Origin of the sequence: Paenibacillus sp. PDC88 (assembly GCF_900106725.1) — a bacterium.
In the GTDB taxonomy this organism is placed as follows: Bacteria; Bacillota; Bacilli; order Paenibacillales; family Paenibacillaceae; genus Paenibacillus; species Paenibacillus shunpengii.
On sequence record NZ_FNNT01000024.1, the window covers coordinates 1 to 16536 of the forward strand.

The 16536-nt window shown below is 48.5% G+C and carries 14 protein-coding genes; 4 read left to right on the top strand and 10 right to left on the bottom strand.

What is annotated here, in order from left to right; all coding sequences use genetic code 11:
- Positions 1–170 precede the first annotated feature (170 nt).
- Entirely contained in the window at positions 171–1637 is a 1467-nt protein-coding gene (locus tag BLW49_RS28210; RefSeq protein ID WP_090728236.1) for an alkaline phosphatase family protein, read from the bottom strand.
- Positions 1615–2349: a 2-phosphosulfolactate phosphatase gene (locus tag BLW49_RS28215; RefSeq protein ID WP_090728238.1), complete on the bottom strand. Its 735-nt coding sequence runs from the start codon at positions 2347–2349 to the stop codon at positions 1615–1617. Before BLW49_RS28215 ends, BLW49_RS28210 begins: the two co-directional genes overlap by 23 nt.
- Positions 2350–2513: 164 nt before the next feature.
- On the opposite strand from BLW49_RS28215, the gene BLW49_RS28220 reads away from it, so the two are divergent.
- Positions 2514–3428, top strand: a complete 915-nt coding sequence (locus BLW49_RS28220; protein WP_177178861.1) for a LysR substrate-binding domain-containing protein — start codon at positions 2514–2516, stop codon at positions 3426–3428.
- Positions 3429–3729: 301 nt separating this feature from the next.
- Here BLW49_RS28220 and BLW49_RS28225 read toward each other — a convergent pair whose 3' ends face one another.
- The 3 genes from BLW49_RS28225 to BLW49_RS28235 all read right to left on the bottom strand — a co-directional run bounded on the left by BLW49_RS28225 (position 3730) and on the right by BLW49_RS28235 (position 6445).
- Complete coding sequence (locus tag BLW49_RS28225; protein ID WP_090728241.1) at positions 3730–4560, bottom strand: queuosine precursor transporter; 831 nt, start codon at positions 4558–4560, stop codon at positions 3730–3732.
- A 33-nt stretch (positions 4561–4593) separates the two neighbouring features.
- Complete coding sequence (locus BLW49_RS28230; protein WP_090728242.1) at positions 4594–6033, bottom strand: amidohydrolase; 1440 nt, start codon at positions 6031–6033, stop codon at positions 4594–4596.
- Positions 6034–6184: 151 nt separating this feature from the next.
- Positions 6185–6445, bottom strand: coding sequence for a helix-turn-helix domain-containing protein (locus BLW49_RS28235; RefSeq protein ID WP_177178862.1), 261 nt, complete (start codon positions 6443–6445; stop codon positions 6185–6187).
- A gap of 251 nt (positions 6446–6696) precedes the next feature.
- On the opposite strand from BLW49_RS28235, the gene BLW49_RS28240 reads away from it, so the two are divergent.
- A complete protein-coding gene (locus BLW49_RS28240; protein ID WP_074729792.1) occupies positions 6697–7077 on the top strand; it encodes a YopX family protein in 381 nt (126 codons plus the stop codon).
- 295 nt (positions 7078–7372) lie between these two features.
- Positions 7373–8683 (top strand): ISL3 family transposase, encoded by a 1311-nt coding sequence (locus tag BLW49_RS28250; RefSeq protein WP_074729791.1) that lies wholly within the window; start codon positions 7373–7375, stop codon positions 8681–8683.
- Positions 8684–8701: 18 nt separating this feature from the next.
- On the opposite strand, the gene BLW49_RS28255 is transcribed toward BLW49_RS28250, so the two are convergent.
- Genes BLW49_RS28255 through BLW49_RS28270 form a run of 4 tightly spaced genes read right to left on the bottom strand, consistent with a single transcriptional unit; the run spans position 8702 to position 12850 of the window.
- Positions 8702–9964, bottom strand: coding sequence for a PucR family transcriptional regulator ligand-binding domain-containing protein (locus BLW49_RS28255; protein ID WP_090728247.1), 1263 nt, complete (start codon positions 9962–9964; stop codon positions 8702–8704).
- Positions 9965–9985: 21 nt separating this feature from the next.
- Positions 9986–10414: a cupin domain-containing protein gene (locus BLW49_RS28260; protein WP_090728248.1), complete on the bottom strand. Its 429-nt coding sequence runs from the start codon at positions 10412–10414 to the stop codon at positions 9986–9988.
- Positions 10415–10449: 35 nt separating this feature from the next.
- Complete coding sequence (locus BLW49_RS28265) at positions 10450–11574, bottom strand: cyanuric acid amidohydrolase (protein WP_371264635.1); 1125 nt, start codon at positions 11572–11574, stop codon at positions 10450–10452.
- The gene (locus tag BLW49_RS28270; protein ID WP_090728251.1) at positions 11480–12850 is read right to left on the bottom strand and encodes an amidohydrolase family protein; all 1371 of its coding nucleotides are present in this window, start codon (positions 12848–12850) and stop codon (positions 11480–11482) included. Before BLW49_RS28270 ends, BLW49_RS28265 begins: the two co-directional genes overlap by 95 nt.
- A 283-nt stretch (positions 12851–13133) precedes the next feature.
- On the opposite strand from BLW49_RS28270, the gene shc reads away from it, so the two are divergent.
- The gene (gene shc / locus BLW49_RS28275; protein ID WP_090728253.1) at positions 13134–15053 is read left to right on the top strand and encodes a squalene--hopene cyclase; all 1920 of its coding nucleotides are present in this window, start codon (positions 13134–13136) and stop codon (positions 15051–15053) included.
- A 234-nt stretch (positions 15054–15287) separates the two neighbouring features.
- On the opposite strand, the gene BLW49_RS28280 is transcribed toward shc, so the two are convergent.
- A partial coding sequence (locus BLW49_RS28280) for a phytoene desaturase family protein (RefSeq protein WP_143042176.1) occupies positions 15288–16536 on the bottom strand: 1249 nt, incomplete at its 5' end.

Sequence of the window (16536 nt, forward strand, 5' to 3'; positions counted from 1 at the left end):
TGATATTGTCATTTTTCTAGACTCAAAGCACTTTTCACATAGAAAATTTCCAATTTACTCGAATCTAGGACTTGACATCATACCGCTGGACTTTTTTGTTTTATTGCTTGCTTTTTTGACGACTACAAGCTCCCTGATCAATTTGAACATGGCTTGACCAACTCCTTCCATTATTTCATGTATCCTTCTATATAAATGGTTCCATTAACATCGATAAGCCGTATGCCTGCGTGATTTTGTCGATTTCCTATTTCTTTGGTCGCTTCTTCAAGCCGACTTGGTTGCTGGTCTATCCGCTCAGGCTCAAGCCCTTCAGCCAAAATTCTTCCATCGAAGCCCGACTCTGCGCTTAGTCCCATTAAATGGCAAACCGTGGGTGTTATATCGACGATACCGCAAGCCATATCGCTGACGTGGCCCTTCTTAAAGCTGCTGCCAACCCCCAGACAAAAAGCATGCATATCATAGGGAGAAGCTGTACCATGTGAAGCTTGAAGCTTGGAGGAAGAGGTCAACGCTCCGGTCATTCCAGGTACGCCATATTCGTTCGGTTCATTGTCCCATTTCGGTTGGATCGCAAGAAGCGGCGCCCGCTCATGCGTGATCGGTCCCAATAAAATCTCGAGGGAAAGCACATCGGGCAAATCCGAATACTTCGCATCCCTTGCAAAAACGAGCGCGCACCAATCCTGGGATTGCAACCAGCCGATTAAAGCCTTAACCTCTGCAAAGGTCGATTCCCGTTCTTCAGCAACATAGATATAACGACCTGCTGCAATAAACCTGGTGTGAAGCTTAAGTTCTTCAGCAGCCCTTTGCATATGCTCTTGAAGCGAGCCTTGTGCCTGTATCGTGGAATGTCCGTGGTCGCTGATCCACAAAATGTCGATCGCTTCACTTAGACCTTCCCGTTCAATGGCTTGCAAAAGCTCCGCCACACAATTATCCACGACTTGCAGCGCTTCTTTATGCTCGGGAGATCCGATTCCATAATCATGCTGGCTTCCATCCGGTTCTGACAGCCATAATACCATTGCTTGATTCTGCTCATTTTTCAAGTGGATATTTATCAGCGAACGGGTTGCCCATAGAGCCCGTTCCTTTTTGATTTTGGTTTGTTCTTCAGGAACATTGCCCAATTGGCGATGCAGCTCTTCCAATTCGGCTGTCCCGTATGCGGAGGAAGGATTGATGACCCGCTCGGGATGATTCAGGTTCCAGAGCAGTGAAGCGCCCGGCGAACTGGAAGCGGCAACCGCCAGACGCTTTCCGTGCCGGTGCAATCGGTCTCCCAACGTAGGCTGCAGGATGAATGGCTCCGACATGGTCTGGCTATATGCCAGTACATGGTTGTCGTTTCCGGTTTGGAGCAAGCCATCTTCACTGAATCCCTGTATATACATCAAATTGCCGACAACTCCATGGCGTCCCGGATACACGCCGGTTGTCAATGTTGTCATACTAACCCTTGTTTCCGACGGATAGGCCGCATGAAAGGAGGTGAACAAGGTGCCGCGTTCCATCAGCTTGGCGCATGTCGGCATAAGTGCCGGGTCCACGCAATCCGGACGTAATCCATCCGTACCGATAATCAGTACCCGCCGAGCAGAAAGGTCATGCTTGATTGATAGATTCATTGCGTTCTACCCCTCTCGTTATTTCGTTGATTTTTTGCAGCCGTACCAAGGATTCCCCGAAGGGCTCTGCTCTTAAAACGAAATGAAACCGATCCAAGCTCATGCATAAATCAAAGTCCTCAGGAGGAGCGGAAGCATTACGTACATCCAAAAACTTCCCTGTTTTACTTTCGTGAAGCAAATAATGTCGAATGGAATTAAAATCCACAGGCTTTCCTTCCAAAACGTTCTTCACATATTCGGCAAAGAGCGTGTCTTCATCCGCCTCCTCCGTAGCTCCCCAGCCCATGCAGACCAACGACACGACCGCCGGATTTTTCATGCGGATGTAATCTATAATGGCCTGTGCATTTACAAAGCTGCCTGTAATAATTTCACTCGCATCTACGGCATTCACGATCCCTTGTGTACCTGCGCTTGTCGTATGCACAACGGTTTTGCCCGAAAAGTCTATAGATTCAATAGAGGAAGGGGAATTCCCGTAATCGAATCCGGGTTGAATGATTCCTCCTCTTTCTCCCATCAAAATATATTCCGGGTTTTTCTTCTTCAGTCTGTACGCAGTCTCCAAATCTCCGACAGGAATCAAATCCTTGACTCCATTGTCCTTAACATAGCAGGCAACTGAAAAGGCGCGGAAAACATCGATAATAACGGTCAGGCCCTTAGCCTTTCGTGCCCCTTCGATGAACTGGTAAATGTTGATTTCCATAAGGATAGACTACCTTCCTGCGGCATGAAAGCCCCTTCGTTATGCATTCATTCTATCTCCCAATTGTCAACACAGAATTAACTACAAATTAATATAGATTTAAAGTATTCATGACATATTCGCAGTATTATATAAATAACGTCTATACTTGGGGTGCTGAAGTTATGTTTAATTTGCAGCAATTGAAAATTTTAGTCTTACTCGCGGAATATAAAAAACTGACAGCCGTCGCGAACAAGCTGAAAATCAAACAGCCTTCCGTTACATTTCATATGAAGAAGCTGGAACAATCAATAGGTGTCCCGCTTTTTATCTACAAGCACAGGATGGTCCTTCTCACGAATGAAGGCAAAGCCCTCCTGCATTACGCCACTCGCATCGTTGCGTTGTCCGAGGAGGCGGAGCAAGTATTAACCGATTACCTGCAATTTAAAAAAGGGAAAATCATAGTAGGATCGAGCAATACGCCAGCAACCTACTTCCTTCCAAATCTGCTTGGGGAAATGCGCCTGGCATATCCTGATGTAAACATTGTCATCCAAGTCAATAATGCTCCTCAGATTATTGACTTGGTCAAAAAGCTGGAAATCGATTTTGGCCTGGTCGCCGAGCATAAAGTGAGCGATCCTGAACTTGTCGCCATCCCGATGGTTAACGATGAGCTTGGTTTGGTCATGGATCCCGATCACCCGCTGGCACTGGTAGACACGATTGAAGCGGAGCTTTTGCAAAATGAGCTATGGATTTTGCGGGAACAAGACTCGGCTTCACGTAGAATGATGGAGCTTTGGGCCGATCAGAACCATATTGAATATAAGGACGGGCTGGAGCTTGGAACAACGGAAGCAATCAAACGGGCGATTCAGTGTCGATTGGGGATTTCAATCTTGTCCCGATTGGCTGTTGAGGATGAGGTGCGAAGCGGACAATTGATTTTTAAAAGTTTAAACTCTGAGACAATGAGTCGAAGCTTGTTTTTCATCTATAGCCGAAATCGTTTTATCACGCCAATTCTTCAGGAATGTATTCATTTTTTTCAAAACCATGCGCTTAAAAAATGTTCAATAGCGTTGCAGTAACATGGGGCCAGATTTGCACATCATCACGGTATTTGGGCAAACGGTTTTTTCCATAAATAAGCAGCCAGTGTTTTACTGGCTGCTTAAGGGACATGCTTTCGTTTACATGGTCAAGGTATACTCCGTCTTTCTCGCCTCGAATCCGTTAACAACCCGGTTCCGTGCGTTTTGCCGATCTTCGTGCTCGTTGAATGCGGTTATTGGTTGACGCCGCGGAAGTTCATCGCGATATGAAGCGGTCGATCCCGCGGTACGCGGTCGTCCCACTCGGCTCGACCGCACTGAACATTCGTTAACGTTTTTATACGACGGCGGCAGTACGGGTCTCTTTTTCCACTTCTTCAGATGCCATCGTCTGAATTGTCAATTTTTCGCCGACTCTGGAGTGGATGCCGAACAGCCCTTTGCGCTTGATGTGAACCATGATATAGAGGAATGCCAGATCGATCACGATCGTAACCACACAAATCAACAAGTATGAGAAAACGTTGTTCCAAATGACGCCCCAAGGAAGAACGAATGCAAATGATCCGAAAAAGAACAGGATGGAGTCCACCGTAAGAGCGATCAGGGAAGCGGCGATATTGCGCAGCCAAAGATGTTTTCCTTTCGTAATCTCCTTGAGCTTGGAGAAGATATATACGTTCGTAGCGAATGAGGCAATTGCCGCCACGATGCTGGAAATATTGATTCGGGGCGCTCCGGCCATGATCGAATTGAAGGTGTGCGCCGTTTCCCCGAGCGCTTCATTGGACACAGGCACGGGAAGGAAGAAGATAATCCAGATCGTAGCCAGAGCGACTCCGACTTTTGCCAGGAAAATCCCGAATGTGTAGTTAAGCGCGATTTTCTTGCCATAGAACTCGTTGAGATAATCCTGGCCGAGAGCGATAACCGGCCACATCATAGGGCCACATGAAAAAAACAAAGTGGTGTTGAACAGTGTCAATTCCGTCTGCCGGGCCCCGCCGTAATCGAATACAATGGACATCCCACTGAGAAAACAAACAATCAAAATCGGCGCCCATACTTTTCCGAACCGTTCGGTGACGAGAATCACGACAGACACCAGAATGGCGGAAAACAACAGGGTTGCGAACAAAGTTCCCCAAGACCCAACTTCCATCACCATCTACCTCGCTTTCCAGTTTTGTTTTGCAAGCCGTCATTTCCCAAGACTTCTCCACTCTCTTTCGAGACCGGTGAGTCCTCCTCTCTTGGCTATGGATTCCGATGCTCTTTGGGCATCCTTGTATAATAAAAGTTCATCGGCGTCATCCAGAAACGTCAGGACCCGTTCTTCCATCAAAATCTTTCCGTCCGCGATCACCGTTTCGACCTCAGAACCGTAGGCCTGAAATACCAGAACGCTAGGAATATGATGGTTCGGATAAAGCTGGGCTTTTTGAAGACCGACTACGATGACATCGGCTTTCTTCCCCGGCTCCAAACTGCCGATCTCATGATCCAAACCGATCGCTTTCGCCGCATCGATGGTCGCCATTTCTACAACTTTCTCCGTAGTAAGCGCCGAAGAATCCAGATTGCTCCCCCGTTGGGCAAGCGCGGCGATCTTCATCGCCAAAATCATGCTGATCGTATCGTTGCAATTGGCATCGTCCGTACTTACACCAACCGTAATCCCTTGGCTTACCATTTTGGAGACTGGAGCGAAGCCCGATGCCAGATAGAGATTGCTTACGGCGTTATGCGCCACCTTGACGTTATGAAACTTCAGCAGCCGCAGGTCCCTTTCATTCATCCACACGCAATGGGCAGCCAATAAACGAGGCGACAGAAAACCAAGCGCGTTCAGATATTCGGTGGACGTCATGCCGTGCATATTCGCATCCAGCGGGGCTTCGGCCAGATGGAGCGTCACCATGGTTCCATACTTCTCGGCCATCTGCGCGGCCCGCATCAATCCGTCCTCTGTCGTGGTGTTCGGCAAACCGGGCGCCGGCCATACGTGAATCCGACCTTCATAAGCATTATGGTATCGGCTTATCAGGCTTTCGATATGAGACAACGCGTCGTCCGTCGGTTCATACAGGCTGTTCGCATGTTTTACGGCGGGCGCTTTGCGCATCACGGTCTCCACAAGTTTCTCCAAGTGCTGCGGACTGCTGTCGAAGAACATTCTCGCGTAAATCGCCCTGATCCCCAGTTTGCCGTATGTTTCGATCGTTGCCGCAGCGATATCGTCCGATCTTCCCTGGTCGGCATTGTCCACTATCGTCGTGATGCCGGAACGAACCGCCTCCGTTACATACAGCGTCGCAGCCAGCTGTGCATCTTCGGGCCGATATTGCTCCAGTCCGGGGTATAAAACATTGAACAGCCAGTCGTACAATTCACGGTCCTGGGACAGGCCGCCGCGCAGCAAAACCTGTATGACGTGCGTATGGCTATTCACGAACCCGGGCATGATCAGGTTTCCCGAGGCATCGATCACTTTGGCCGCTCGATAGCGGGCCAAAATTTCATCATTCGGGCCGACGGCTACGATGCGGTCCGCCTTGATGACCACAGCGCCGTCGCTGAGGATTGTGCGGTGCTTGTCCATGGTCAAAACTATGCCGTTCTTGATGATGATATCATTCATCCCTGCCCCTCCTTTGAGTTTGAACCAATTATATGACAGTGCTTTTTTTAAATCATTGGGAATTTAGACAAATTTCGACAAAAAGTTTTATAAAAAAAACAATACGAACAAAATATGCGTTATATTTGTGTGAGCTATTAAACGAAATGGATTACCTTAATTTATGAAAACGAACGCTTGTCGGTTTCATTTCGTTAAGCTTGATCGCCAATTGAAGTTGAAGTACCTGATCGCCATTATCGGGATCGACCTGCAGGAGGTCGTAAGCCTTCTCCACCCTGTATGCGACGGTATTGTAATGCGCAAACATTTCCGCCGCCGTCTTTTTTATATTTCGGCTGTGTTTGAAGTACATTCTGATCGTGTCGTAGAGCAGCGTGTTGTGCTTCTGATCGTATTCCAACAACGGCATGACGTAACGATCCCGGAATTCCGCCACCTCCTCGTTTTCCGGAAGCATGTATAACAATCGGAAAACGCCCAGATGACGGTCATCGATTACCGGGTCCCTAAACTCGCAAATCGAGCTGACATAGTGTATTTTTTGGCTCTTCGTAAAAACGTGTTGAAATAAATTCTTTGTTCAAACTATCAAAAATCGTAAAAGTGTGTTGAAATCACCCCCTAAAATAGTACAATGGTAATAAAAAGGAGGATGAAAAAATGGTAAGAGACATTAAGTTTCGTGGGTGGGATACCCTCCATAAAACTATGACCACTAACCTTCATGATGATTACATCATTGGTGAATGGGCAAGAGACCCCAGATTCGTTGTCTTGCAATACACAGGGCTCAAGGACAAACAAGGCGTTGAGATATATGAGGGTGATGTTGTTGAAGTTACCGAGATGCCTAACAGCCCTGACGAACGACACTATGTTGCGGAAATCATTTATAAAGATGCTTGTTTTTTGATCAAAGAATCAGGCAAGATCGAAATACCATTAAGAGAGATTACTTACGAGCCTTATTCTAACGGGTATCATCCATTGACATGCTCAGTCATCGGAAACAAATACGAAAACCCAGAGTTGATAGCCTAATGAACATAATCAAACTACCAAAATATCCATGTTCCTTTTGCAAGAAGAATGAAGCTACTCAGCTATGTGATTTCGTTGTCGGTTATGCCTGGACCAGCATGAAGGATGAAAAGGGACGAATGATCGGTCGCTATCATGAAACTTGTAATAATCAGATTTGTAAATCGTGTGCAACGAATCATGCAGGATATGACCTCTGCCCTTCGTGCAATGAGTTGTACAAATTGATACAAAAAAAACACGATAGGCGTATAGGGAACTTCCTTATTGATTTAGTGTCTGGCAGGGTTTCGCAATGAACATACTGAACATCCCATCACTGAAAGTCACTAAAACAGAACTAAAAGAACATGGCTACGAAATATGGGCAGAGGTCGCGAATCCTCCAGACTTCTGCCCTAATTGCGGCTCATTAGAAGCCAAGCTTTCGAAATTCGGAACCAAACGTCAATTATTCATGGACTTACCTATCCACGGCAAACGTGTCGGCATCATCCTTAACCGCCAGCGTTATTTGTGCAAAGACTGCGGATCGACGTTCCGCGAGATACTTTGGGATATTGATGACGACCACATGTGCACCGTTCGATTCAAAGAATACGTCCAAGAGCAATCGCTAAAGCGTACATTCACCAGTATTGCGGATGAACTTGGCATAAGCGAAGGCACGGTACGAAACATCTTCAACAAGTACATTGACTTCCTTGAAACATCTCATCAGTTTGTTACGCCAAGATGGTTGGGTATCGATGAAATCCATATACTCGGCAAACCCAGAGGCGTAATCGCCAATGTAGAAGAGAACGTCTTAGTTGATCTTCTGGTGGACCGCAATAAAGAGACCATTATACGCTATTTAAGCCATCTGCCTGACCGCGTAGGCGTTGAAATCGTCACGATGGATATGTGGCAACCTTACCGCGATGCAGTTCGCCAGACGCTTCCCAATGCCGTTATAGTCGTTGATAAGTTTCATGTCGTGCGAATGGCTAATCTGGCGGTTGAAACAATCCGCAAGAATATCCGCAAAGAATTGGACGCAAAGCAACGCAGGCAGTTGAAAAATGATCGTTTCTTGATGCTTAAACGCCGTAAGGACTTAACGCCGATGGAGCAGATTATCCTTGATTCCTGGACGCTTAACTTCCCCCGTCTCAAGCAAGCCTACGAGCTTAAAGAAGCATTCTATGAGATATGGGAAGCATCCGACGCAAAGGAAGCACAAGAGCGTTATACAGCTTGGCAAGCATCTATTCCAGACGGGATGAGATCGGCATTCAGCGACATCATCAAGGCTTACGGCAACTGGCAACATGAGATCAATAACTATTTCACTCATAGGGTTACAAATGCCTATACAGAGTCCATAAACGGCTTAACAAGGGTGGTGAACCGTATGGGACGTGGTTACTCATTCAAAGCTCTCAGGGCAAAAATGCTGTATTCAGAAGGACTACATAAGAAAGCGAAAGCCAACTACAAGAAATCCGTTGAACTGATGTACAACATGTTCACTTACCAACGTCCTGAAATCGAAGAGCAAACCGTCACACTCGGAACAGACATTTCAACCCTAATCAAACGTATCGAAGAGGGGTCATTATGACCCTTTTTCAATACACTTTTACGAATAACCTATTTTTTTCGCTCGGCTGTAGCTTTCTCCCGCTCTTTCCGGCCGGACGACCCCGTTGCCCATGCAGATGGAGTACGGATTGTCGCCAGGAAACCACCTTCTTAAATCCGTCAAGGCCCTCTCCAAGGCTTCTGACATACTTTTATTTGCGGGCAGGGATACAAGCAGCGCCAGTTCTCCTTCCAGGATAGTAAATTGAATGTCTTTGCGGAAAAATGTGGAGCGCAGCCGTTCGACCATCTGCTGCTGGGTCTGAACGGTCATGCGGCTGCCGTGCCAGCGGATTAAACCTACATAATGACAATAACCGTCATGGATCGGACATCCGCAGGCTTTCGCTCGGATGTTCAAATCCTCCAGCGTGACAAATCGTCCGGATATCCAATCCTGAAGAAACTGGTCGATATATTTCGATTCCACTTCCTTTCGCGCATTGGCGTTGATCATTTCAAGACCGACCAGCACCCCCACCCGTTCAATCGTCAGCTGATCGAGAACCGAGGTTTCTTGATCCCATTCCAGCAAAATCAGAAGATTCTCATTGCGGTTTTTGTCGCTGAAAGAGGAAATTTGAGCGCGGATTCGCCGATCCTCCAGCGTAATGAAGCTGACACCCAGGTTGATTTCGTTTCTGAGATGCGGCCATATAGCGGAATCGCGGGACAAGCCGACGATTTGTTCCGCCCGGGGCGAGAGAACGACCTGGTCGCGGGAATCCAACAAAATGACCGGATTGTTCAGCATTTCATCCATCGCTCCCAGAAGCTCGCCGATTCCGCCGCCATACAGCAACAACTGCGATAACTTTTGAAACCGGCTTTGCAGCAAGGAGAGCTCCCTTGCTTCCTTTACGAGAATTCTTTCCATGATAGCTCGAACCACATCGGAGAAAACGGTGGACGGCGGCAGCTGAAAGACGGGGAAATCCATCCGCTCCGCGATTTCCAGCGCCATTTCGGGGATGCGGTCGATAAAACGCTTGGTCTTAATACCCAGAGCGGATACGCCTTTCTCGTATAGTTTCGGTATCATTTCGGCAATGGCATCCGGATCGTCGCGGAAAGGGAATCCCGTTGTAATCAGAAATTCCCCGGGCCTCACCCAATCGATGACGTCCGGCACCTCCAGCACGTTCACGCGGGTAATGGGTCGGTTCAGTCCGTTTGCTCCGGCCAGCACGACCGTTTCGCTAAAATACGGAAGCAAGAGAATATCCCCGCATGTAAAACCCGTTTTATCGGCTGTCGTCATAAGCTCGATTCCCGGTTATTTTTATGGACTTGAATAGGTATCGTCCACAAGCGTTGTAACAAAAAACGAATTGGAGGGGATATGTTCGCCGACGGGGACGAATATGCTGATTTGCTCCGAAGGCTGCTCGCCGTCGTTGGCCACAGAGTGGATGACGCCGGCAGGAACGTGAAACGTGTCGCCGGCTTTGCATGAAATCCATTTCCCATTATACAGCAGCCTCACTTTCCCAACCGTGATATGGATGATTTCCGCGACGTCATGGTGGTGCGGCAACACTTGCCCCCCTGCGTCTATACGCTCCCACAATACTGAGCTTATCCTGATTCCCATCGAATCCGCTTGTGCGGCGGAAACGACCTCGCGATGAAACAAATGCCGGTGCGCCTCAATTGGCGCCCAGGGAAGATGCTCCCCGTAAATTACTCTGGTTTCTTTGGCTATGGTCATGTCCAAACCTCCGTATATCGTTCGTTTCTTGCCGGTTATTCTCTTCTGCGAAAGATTGCGGCGACCGGTCCGCCGCCGGCCGGCCCTTGATGCTCGCCCCCGCCGGACACATAAATCATAGGATCTCCGCATACGGAGGCAAGCACTCCCCCTACAACGGCACGGGCTTGGCGGGTATGGTTGATGTCCGAATCATTCAGCATCGTATGCCTGCTCCCCCGGATGAAACCGGTCGGATCCGCTTCGGCTTTGGCCAGTACCTGCACGAGCTCCGCACCGGTAGGACGCCGCTCCAGCAGCTTTCCGAGGGCACCCCCGTCTATCGCGTCCTTCATGACGGCGTGATCGATATAATAAGGTCCATCCGCTCCCAAGGCATTGCCGAAAACGATGATTTCGCAGCAGAGCAGCTCCACACCCGCGGAAGCGGACGCCACCGAACTGTACTTGGACCAATCGCTGCATACATCCGATTCCGCCAAGGTATCCCGATCGACTTCCCCAAGCGCCAAAGCTACGCCTAAAGCCGACGCCCCCCGCGAATAACCCATCGACTTGTAAGTTTCCTCCGTAACGACTCGAGCTCCCCGCTCCCGGGCGGCCCGAATTCGCTCCGCCGTCAGAAGCGGACATTTAATCTGCACGAAGTGAACATCGTCATGCCTTTCGATGCCGGCATCCCGTACGGCTCGTCCGACGGCGGCGGCCACTTCTTCGATCTGCGTCCTTCGGCCGATTTCCTCCGCCAGGAGATTCCGCGTTCTCGCCACGCCAATAGCAAGCGACTTGATTTCGTTCGAACCCGACCGTCCGCTTGTACCGGCAGTTTTGCTAACGACCGTAAAGTGCGGGCTGAGGATGCCTTCCGTTCCTCCCGACATGACGTAGTGGATCTGCTCGCCTTCTTCTCCGGCATACTCCCGAAACAAACCGGTCAAGGTCTGGACAGCATAACCCCGGGTAAAATCGTTGACGCAGCCGTTGCCTTCGGTTTTGCCGATCACGGCAATCACTTCTCGAGGGCGAATTTTCCCCTCTTCTATATCTTTTTCCAGCATCGACACATCACTGGGTGAACCGGCAGCAACACGGATTACGGAACACTTCATCCTCCCCGCCTCCAATCGGAACGCCCCATGTATGATCCAGCCGGGACGCATGGATCAGCCGCCCTCTTTTGAAGGTTGCTCTGTTTTCAGGGAGGAACGTAAAGATCTCCTCTACGCTGCAAGCGTCCAGCACCACGAAATCCGCCTGGTTCCCCCGGCTCAAGCCATATCGGTCAAGTCCGATTACGGACGCGGGAATCTCGGTCATCATCCGCAGAATCTGAAGCTGGTCGGCCGGACTGCCCAAATGCGCAGCATACCCGGTAAGCAGTCCGATCTGGATCATATCGCCGCGGCCAAAAGGGTGGAACGGATCGTGGATGTTGTCGGAAGCCGTCGCAAGAGGCACCCCCGCCTCCTGAATTTCGCGCACTCGAGTAATGCCTCGGCGAACGATGCCCCTGTCGCCTCTGCCTTGCAGATACATGTTGGCGGCCGGCAGCGTAACAGCTTTCAACCCGGCGTTCTTCATTTTCGCAATCATACTGGCGGCAATATCATGATCCATACCTGCAAGCGAACAGAGGTGACCGACGACAACCTTCCCTTGATAGCCGTATTGCTCGGTTTTGTCCGCAATCAGCGCCACGGTTTGCACGGAAGGATCGTCATCTTCGTCCGTATGGAAGTCCACCGGACAATCGTATTTGATGGCCAGCTCGAATATACGGTCCACATCTTGCTCCGGCGTCAGCGACAAGTGCGGTATGGCTCCAATGCCGGTAACGCCCAAAATCAGAGCTTCCTCCACCATCTCCAATTCCTTCGGCCCCAGACTTTCGTGCATCGTAAGCGGAAACAATTGGATGTCGATCCAATCTTTCAGTTCCTCCTTAATTTCCAACGCGGCATAGATCGTACGAAAACAAACATCCCGGTCTTTACGCACATTGAAATCGAGATGGGTTCGAAGCGAAGTCGTTCCGTAAGAAAGCGCGCGCAACGCCGCTTTCCTCATCCGCATTTTGATGTCTTCCTTGCCGATCTCACCGTAGGCCACTCCGAAATTTCGCAATGCTTCCAGAAGGGTGCCTGATTGATTAGGAACTCGCGGCAAAGAGAAAGCTTTATCCAGGTGCATATGCGCATCGATAAATCCCGGAAGTAGAATCCGTCCGTTCAGGTCCCAAATTTTTGTCCCTTCGCCGATCACCGATTCCGCTAAAAAAGCGTCTCTCGGGATAGCACGATAAGCCGGAGATTCGACCTTGCCCGATTGGAGATCAATGGAGTCGTAAACACCGTTCTTAACGATCACTTTGTAATATCCGGTTGACCCCGACAAAGGAAGGCGGGCATTGACAAAGTGCTGTTCGGAAACTTTCATGCTTCCCCTCCTTTTTTGTTAATATGTTTATTATATAACTCAAACATAACATATTCAACAGGGATAATTATGAAAATAACCCCCCTGTTTTGTTGTTTTTTCTAAAACCACCTGAATTCCTTCCGTTTAAAATACAATATTTGTTATATTATTGTAATATTATTTTACGCATGAAGACGGGGCATGTAATCCCGATGTGCCGGTGACATTGCGAACCTTTTTTTAAAAAACGAATAGGATGGAAAATAACGCGTTTGAATGAATACGGGAAGGCTGATTCAAATTGAAGGTAGAAGTCGAAACGGAAATCAACCGCAAGGTTGAATGGTTAAAAAAGGAACAGTCCCCGGATGGAGCTTGGCGGTTCTATGTGGAAAGCGGTCCGCTGTCGGATGCATATATGATTATCCTGCTTCGCAGTTTGCAGATCGACGATGAGGAACGGATACGTTTGTTAGCGGAACGGATCGCGAGGCTGCAGGAAAAGAACGGGGCGTGGAAACTGTTTCATGATGAGGCCGAAGGCCATTTATCCGCAACGATTGAAGCCTATTACGCTCTTCTTTATGCGGGATATAAACGGAAAGATGACGAACTTATGCAAAGGGCCAAGCAATTTATTTTGTCCAAGGGCGGGTTGTCGGAAGCAAGCCTGTATACGAAAGTTTTGCTTGCCTTGACCGGTCAGTATCCGTGGCCGAGCCCTATGCCGGTTCCGGTTGAAGCGCTGCTGCTGCCTCAACAATTTCCTTTTCATTTTTTTGATTTTGTCGGTTATGCCAGAGTGCATTTCGCTCCGATTCTGGTTTGTGCGGACCGAAAATTGGTCATAAAAACAGCCCGTACACCCGATTTGTCCGATTTATACGCGGATTCAAGCGAAGGTAACCGGATTTCGGATCAAGCAGAGCTTCGCGCGAACGAATTTTATCGTTCCCTATTGTCGATGATCGTCCAAGGCATCAAACATTTACCGTTTTCCCCTTGGCAGATCCATTCCGCCGCCCTGCACCGCGCAGAACAGTTTATACTGCAGCGAACAGAACCCGACGGAACTTTATACAGTTACTTCACCTCGACTTTTCTCATGATTTTTGCTTGGATAGCCCTTGGCCATGCCAAAAGCCACCCTGTGATCACCCGGGCCATTCGGGGCTTGGAAAATTTGACTTGCCGAACCAATGCGGGCATCCACGTACAAAACTTCACCTCTACCGTCTGGGATACGGCGCTGCTTAGTCATGCCCTGCAGGAGGCCGGTGTTTCGCCTTCATCACCGACGATTCAAAAAGCAGGGTTATATTTGCTTTCACGACAACATCAAAAATACGGCGATTGGCGAATTCGAAATCCCCGCGTACCGCCGGGAGGGTGGGGATTTTCGGATATAAACACGATCAATCCGGATATCGATGATACGACGGCCGCCTTACGGGCTATACGCAGGTTTGCGCAAAATGACAGGGAGCATAACCATGCTTATCTCGCCTCATGGAATCGAGGGATGAACTGGCTGCTTTCCATGCAAAACGATAACGGAGGATGGCCGGCGTTTGAAAAAAATACAGATAAAAGCATTCTCGATTGGGTTCCAATCAAAGGATTGGAAGAAGTAAGCACGGATCTTTCGACGGCTGATTTGACGGGCAGGACGTTGGAGTTTCTCGGAAATGATGCGGGTTTTACGTTTTCGCACCGCGCGGTGGACAAAGGCATTCGCTGGCTGCTGCGAAATCAGGAAGAGGACGGCTCATGGGATGGACGATGGGGCGTCTCGTATATTTACGGTACTTGGGCAGCCATTACCGGATTGACCGCAACCGGCGTTCCCTCCCGGCTTCCGGCCATTGAAAGGGCCGTCAAGTGGCTGCTCAGTATTCAAAATGCGGATGGGGGATGGGGAGAATCGTGCCGAAGCGATATCGAACAGAAGTATGTACCTTTAGGCGCCAGCACGCCGTCTCAAAGCGCTTGGGCCTTGGACGCTCTGCTTGCAGTATATAAAAGGCCGACGGCCGCCATTGATCGGGGAATGCGATTTCTAATGGAAACGTCTCAAAGGGACGATTGGACGACCCGTTATCCGACGGGAGCCGGCCTGCCGGGCGGCTTCTACTTCCATTATCACAGCTACCGGCACATTTGGCCGCTTCTTGCCTTAAGCCGTTATAAAAAAACGTCTATCAACGTACCTCAGAGATGAGCGACCGTGTATAGCGGAAGTTTTTTATGCCAATAAGAAGGTCATGAAAAAAACAAACTCAAACCGTGGCTGAAGAAACAATGGTGTATCCCGGAAGCTTCCGGCGAGTTTGCGCACGCATGGATACGGGTGCGTGGCGTGGTCTGCAATCCGGAAGCAACCGTGTGCTTCAGCTTGTCCAGATCGGGGCTGGATTAGCGAACATAAATCGAGGAGGGAGATTTGAATTGAAAATTAAGATAGCTCCAGATGTTTTTGCAGCACTAAATTACCGGCTTCATAGGCGCTTGAAAACGATAGCTCGGACAGCTGGCCTTTTCCTTGACACCAGTCGCCGGCAAAAAATAAATTGCGATAATCCGGAAACCAAATCGGCATCGCTTGCTGATTCATCGTCCATTTGATTTCTTGCGCTGATGCTCGTTTGGATATACGCGGAACCACCAATTGCTCTCGCCACCCTGCAAAATGCTTGTCAAAAAGCTGTTCGATCTTTTGCAGATATTCTTCAATTTTTGCTTTATCGCCCAAATCATCCTGATTGACATAAGCTATTGCTTGAAGTAGTTGTCCTTTTTCCGGAACGCAGGTTTCGTCATAATAGGAAATATCGGTAATAAACATCCGATTCTGTTTATCGTAAATATATGAATATGGCGCATCAATTCTTTCTCGTAAACCAATATCATAGACAAGGACATAGCTTGCATTGTATTGAGCGTAATGCTTGATTAAATGCTCAATTTTTGTTTGTTCGAACAGTTTGCCGAGCTCTTCAGGAGGAATACAGAAGATGAATTGGTCCGCCGTAAACATTCCATTGGCTGTTTGTACCTCTGTGATCCGATCCCCTTCAGCCTTCACGCCGGTAACCTTTTCCTTGGTCTTGATTTCCCCGCCGTTTTCTTCGATCACCCGTACAAATTCGTCAATTAAGGCTTGCCATCCTCCTTCGATATAGGCCACAGGTTTATTGGTTGTGAATAAACGGTTGTAATAGGCAAAAAACACATCTGACGGAATTTTGTCCGGTTCTCGTGTAAAGAAATTGGAGGAAGCGAGGGTAAGCATCATTTCTTTAACCTCTTCATCGAGCTTGCGGTCCTCCATCCACTTTTTAATCGATATATGCGGATGACCCTTTTCCGTTCCGATCAGTGTTTTTAACACTTCAAAAGTAAATTTAATTTTGCTGGCATTTTTCATTAATTTTGTTCGGAATAGACCCAAAACATTAGCAGGAACATCTGTCAAAGTTAAACCAAGGTCATATTTTGCTTTCGTCGGATTAAAGTCCCGCCAACCAATGTGGATTCCCAACTCATTTTCAAACTTGCGCAAAGTGGACGAATCCCGGCCATAAATCGCATGTGCGCCAAAATTAAATTTAAACCCGAATTTCGAAAGCCTATAATAACGGGGCATTGTTGCTAGAAGGTCAGCATCAGCCATGCAAAAATGTGGATAATTTCCCGTCCGTCCG

Excerpts from the sequence above, each read along its gene's own strand:
- BLW49_RS28250 (WP_074729791.1), top strand. The coding sequence starts at position 7,373 with ATGAACATACTGAACATCCCATCACTGAAAGTCACTAAAACAGAACTA.
- BLW49_RS28235 (WP_177178862.1), bottom strand. The coding sequence starts at position 6,445 with ATGCCGTTGTTGGAATACGATCAGAAGCACAACACGCTGCTCTACGAC.
- BLW49_RS28225 (WP_090728241.1), bottom strand. The coding sequence starts at position 4,560 with ATGGTGATGGAAGTTGGGTCTTGGGGAACTTTGTTCGCAACCCTGTTG.
- BLW49_RS28240 (WP_074729792.1), top strand. The coding sequence starts at position 6,697 with ATGGTAAGAGACATTAAGTTTCGTGGGTGGGATACCCTCCATAAAACT.
- BLW49_RS28265 (WP_371264635.1), bottom strand. The coding sequence starts at position 11,574 with ATGCGTCCCGGCTGGATCATACATGGGGCGTTCCGATTGGAGGCGGGG.
- BLW49_RS28220 (WP_177178861.1), top strand. The coding sequence starts at position 2,514 with ATGTTTAATTTGCAGCAATTGAAAATTTTAGTCTTACTCGCGGAATAT.
- BLW49_RS28215 (WP_090728238.1), bottom strand. The coding sequence starts at position 2,349 with ATGGAAATCAACATTTACCAGTTCATCGAAGGGGCACGAAAGGCTAAG.
- BLW49_RS28260 (WP_090728248.1), bottom strand. The coding sequence starts at position 10,414 with ATGACCATAGCCAAAGAAACCAGAGTAATTTACGGGGAGCATCTTCCC.
- BLW49_RS28270 (WP_090728251.1), bottom strand. The coding sequence starts at position 12,850 with ATGAAAGTTTCCGAACAGCACTTTGTCAATGCCCGCCTTCCTTTGTCG.
- BLW49_RS28210 (WP_090728236.1), bottom strand. The coding sequence starts at position 1,637 with ATGAATCTATCAATCAAGCATGACCTTTCTGCTCGGCGGGTACTGATT.
- BLW49_RS28230 (WP_090728242.1), bottom strand. The coding sequence starts at position 6,033 with ATGAATGATATCATCATCAAGAACGGCATAGTTTTGACCATGGACAAG.
- BLW49_RS28255 (WP_090728247.1), bottom strand. The coding sequence starts at position 9,964 with ATGACGACAGCCGATAAAACGGGTTTTACATGCGGGGATATTCTCTTG.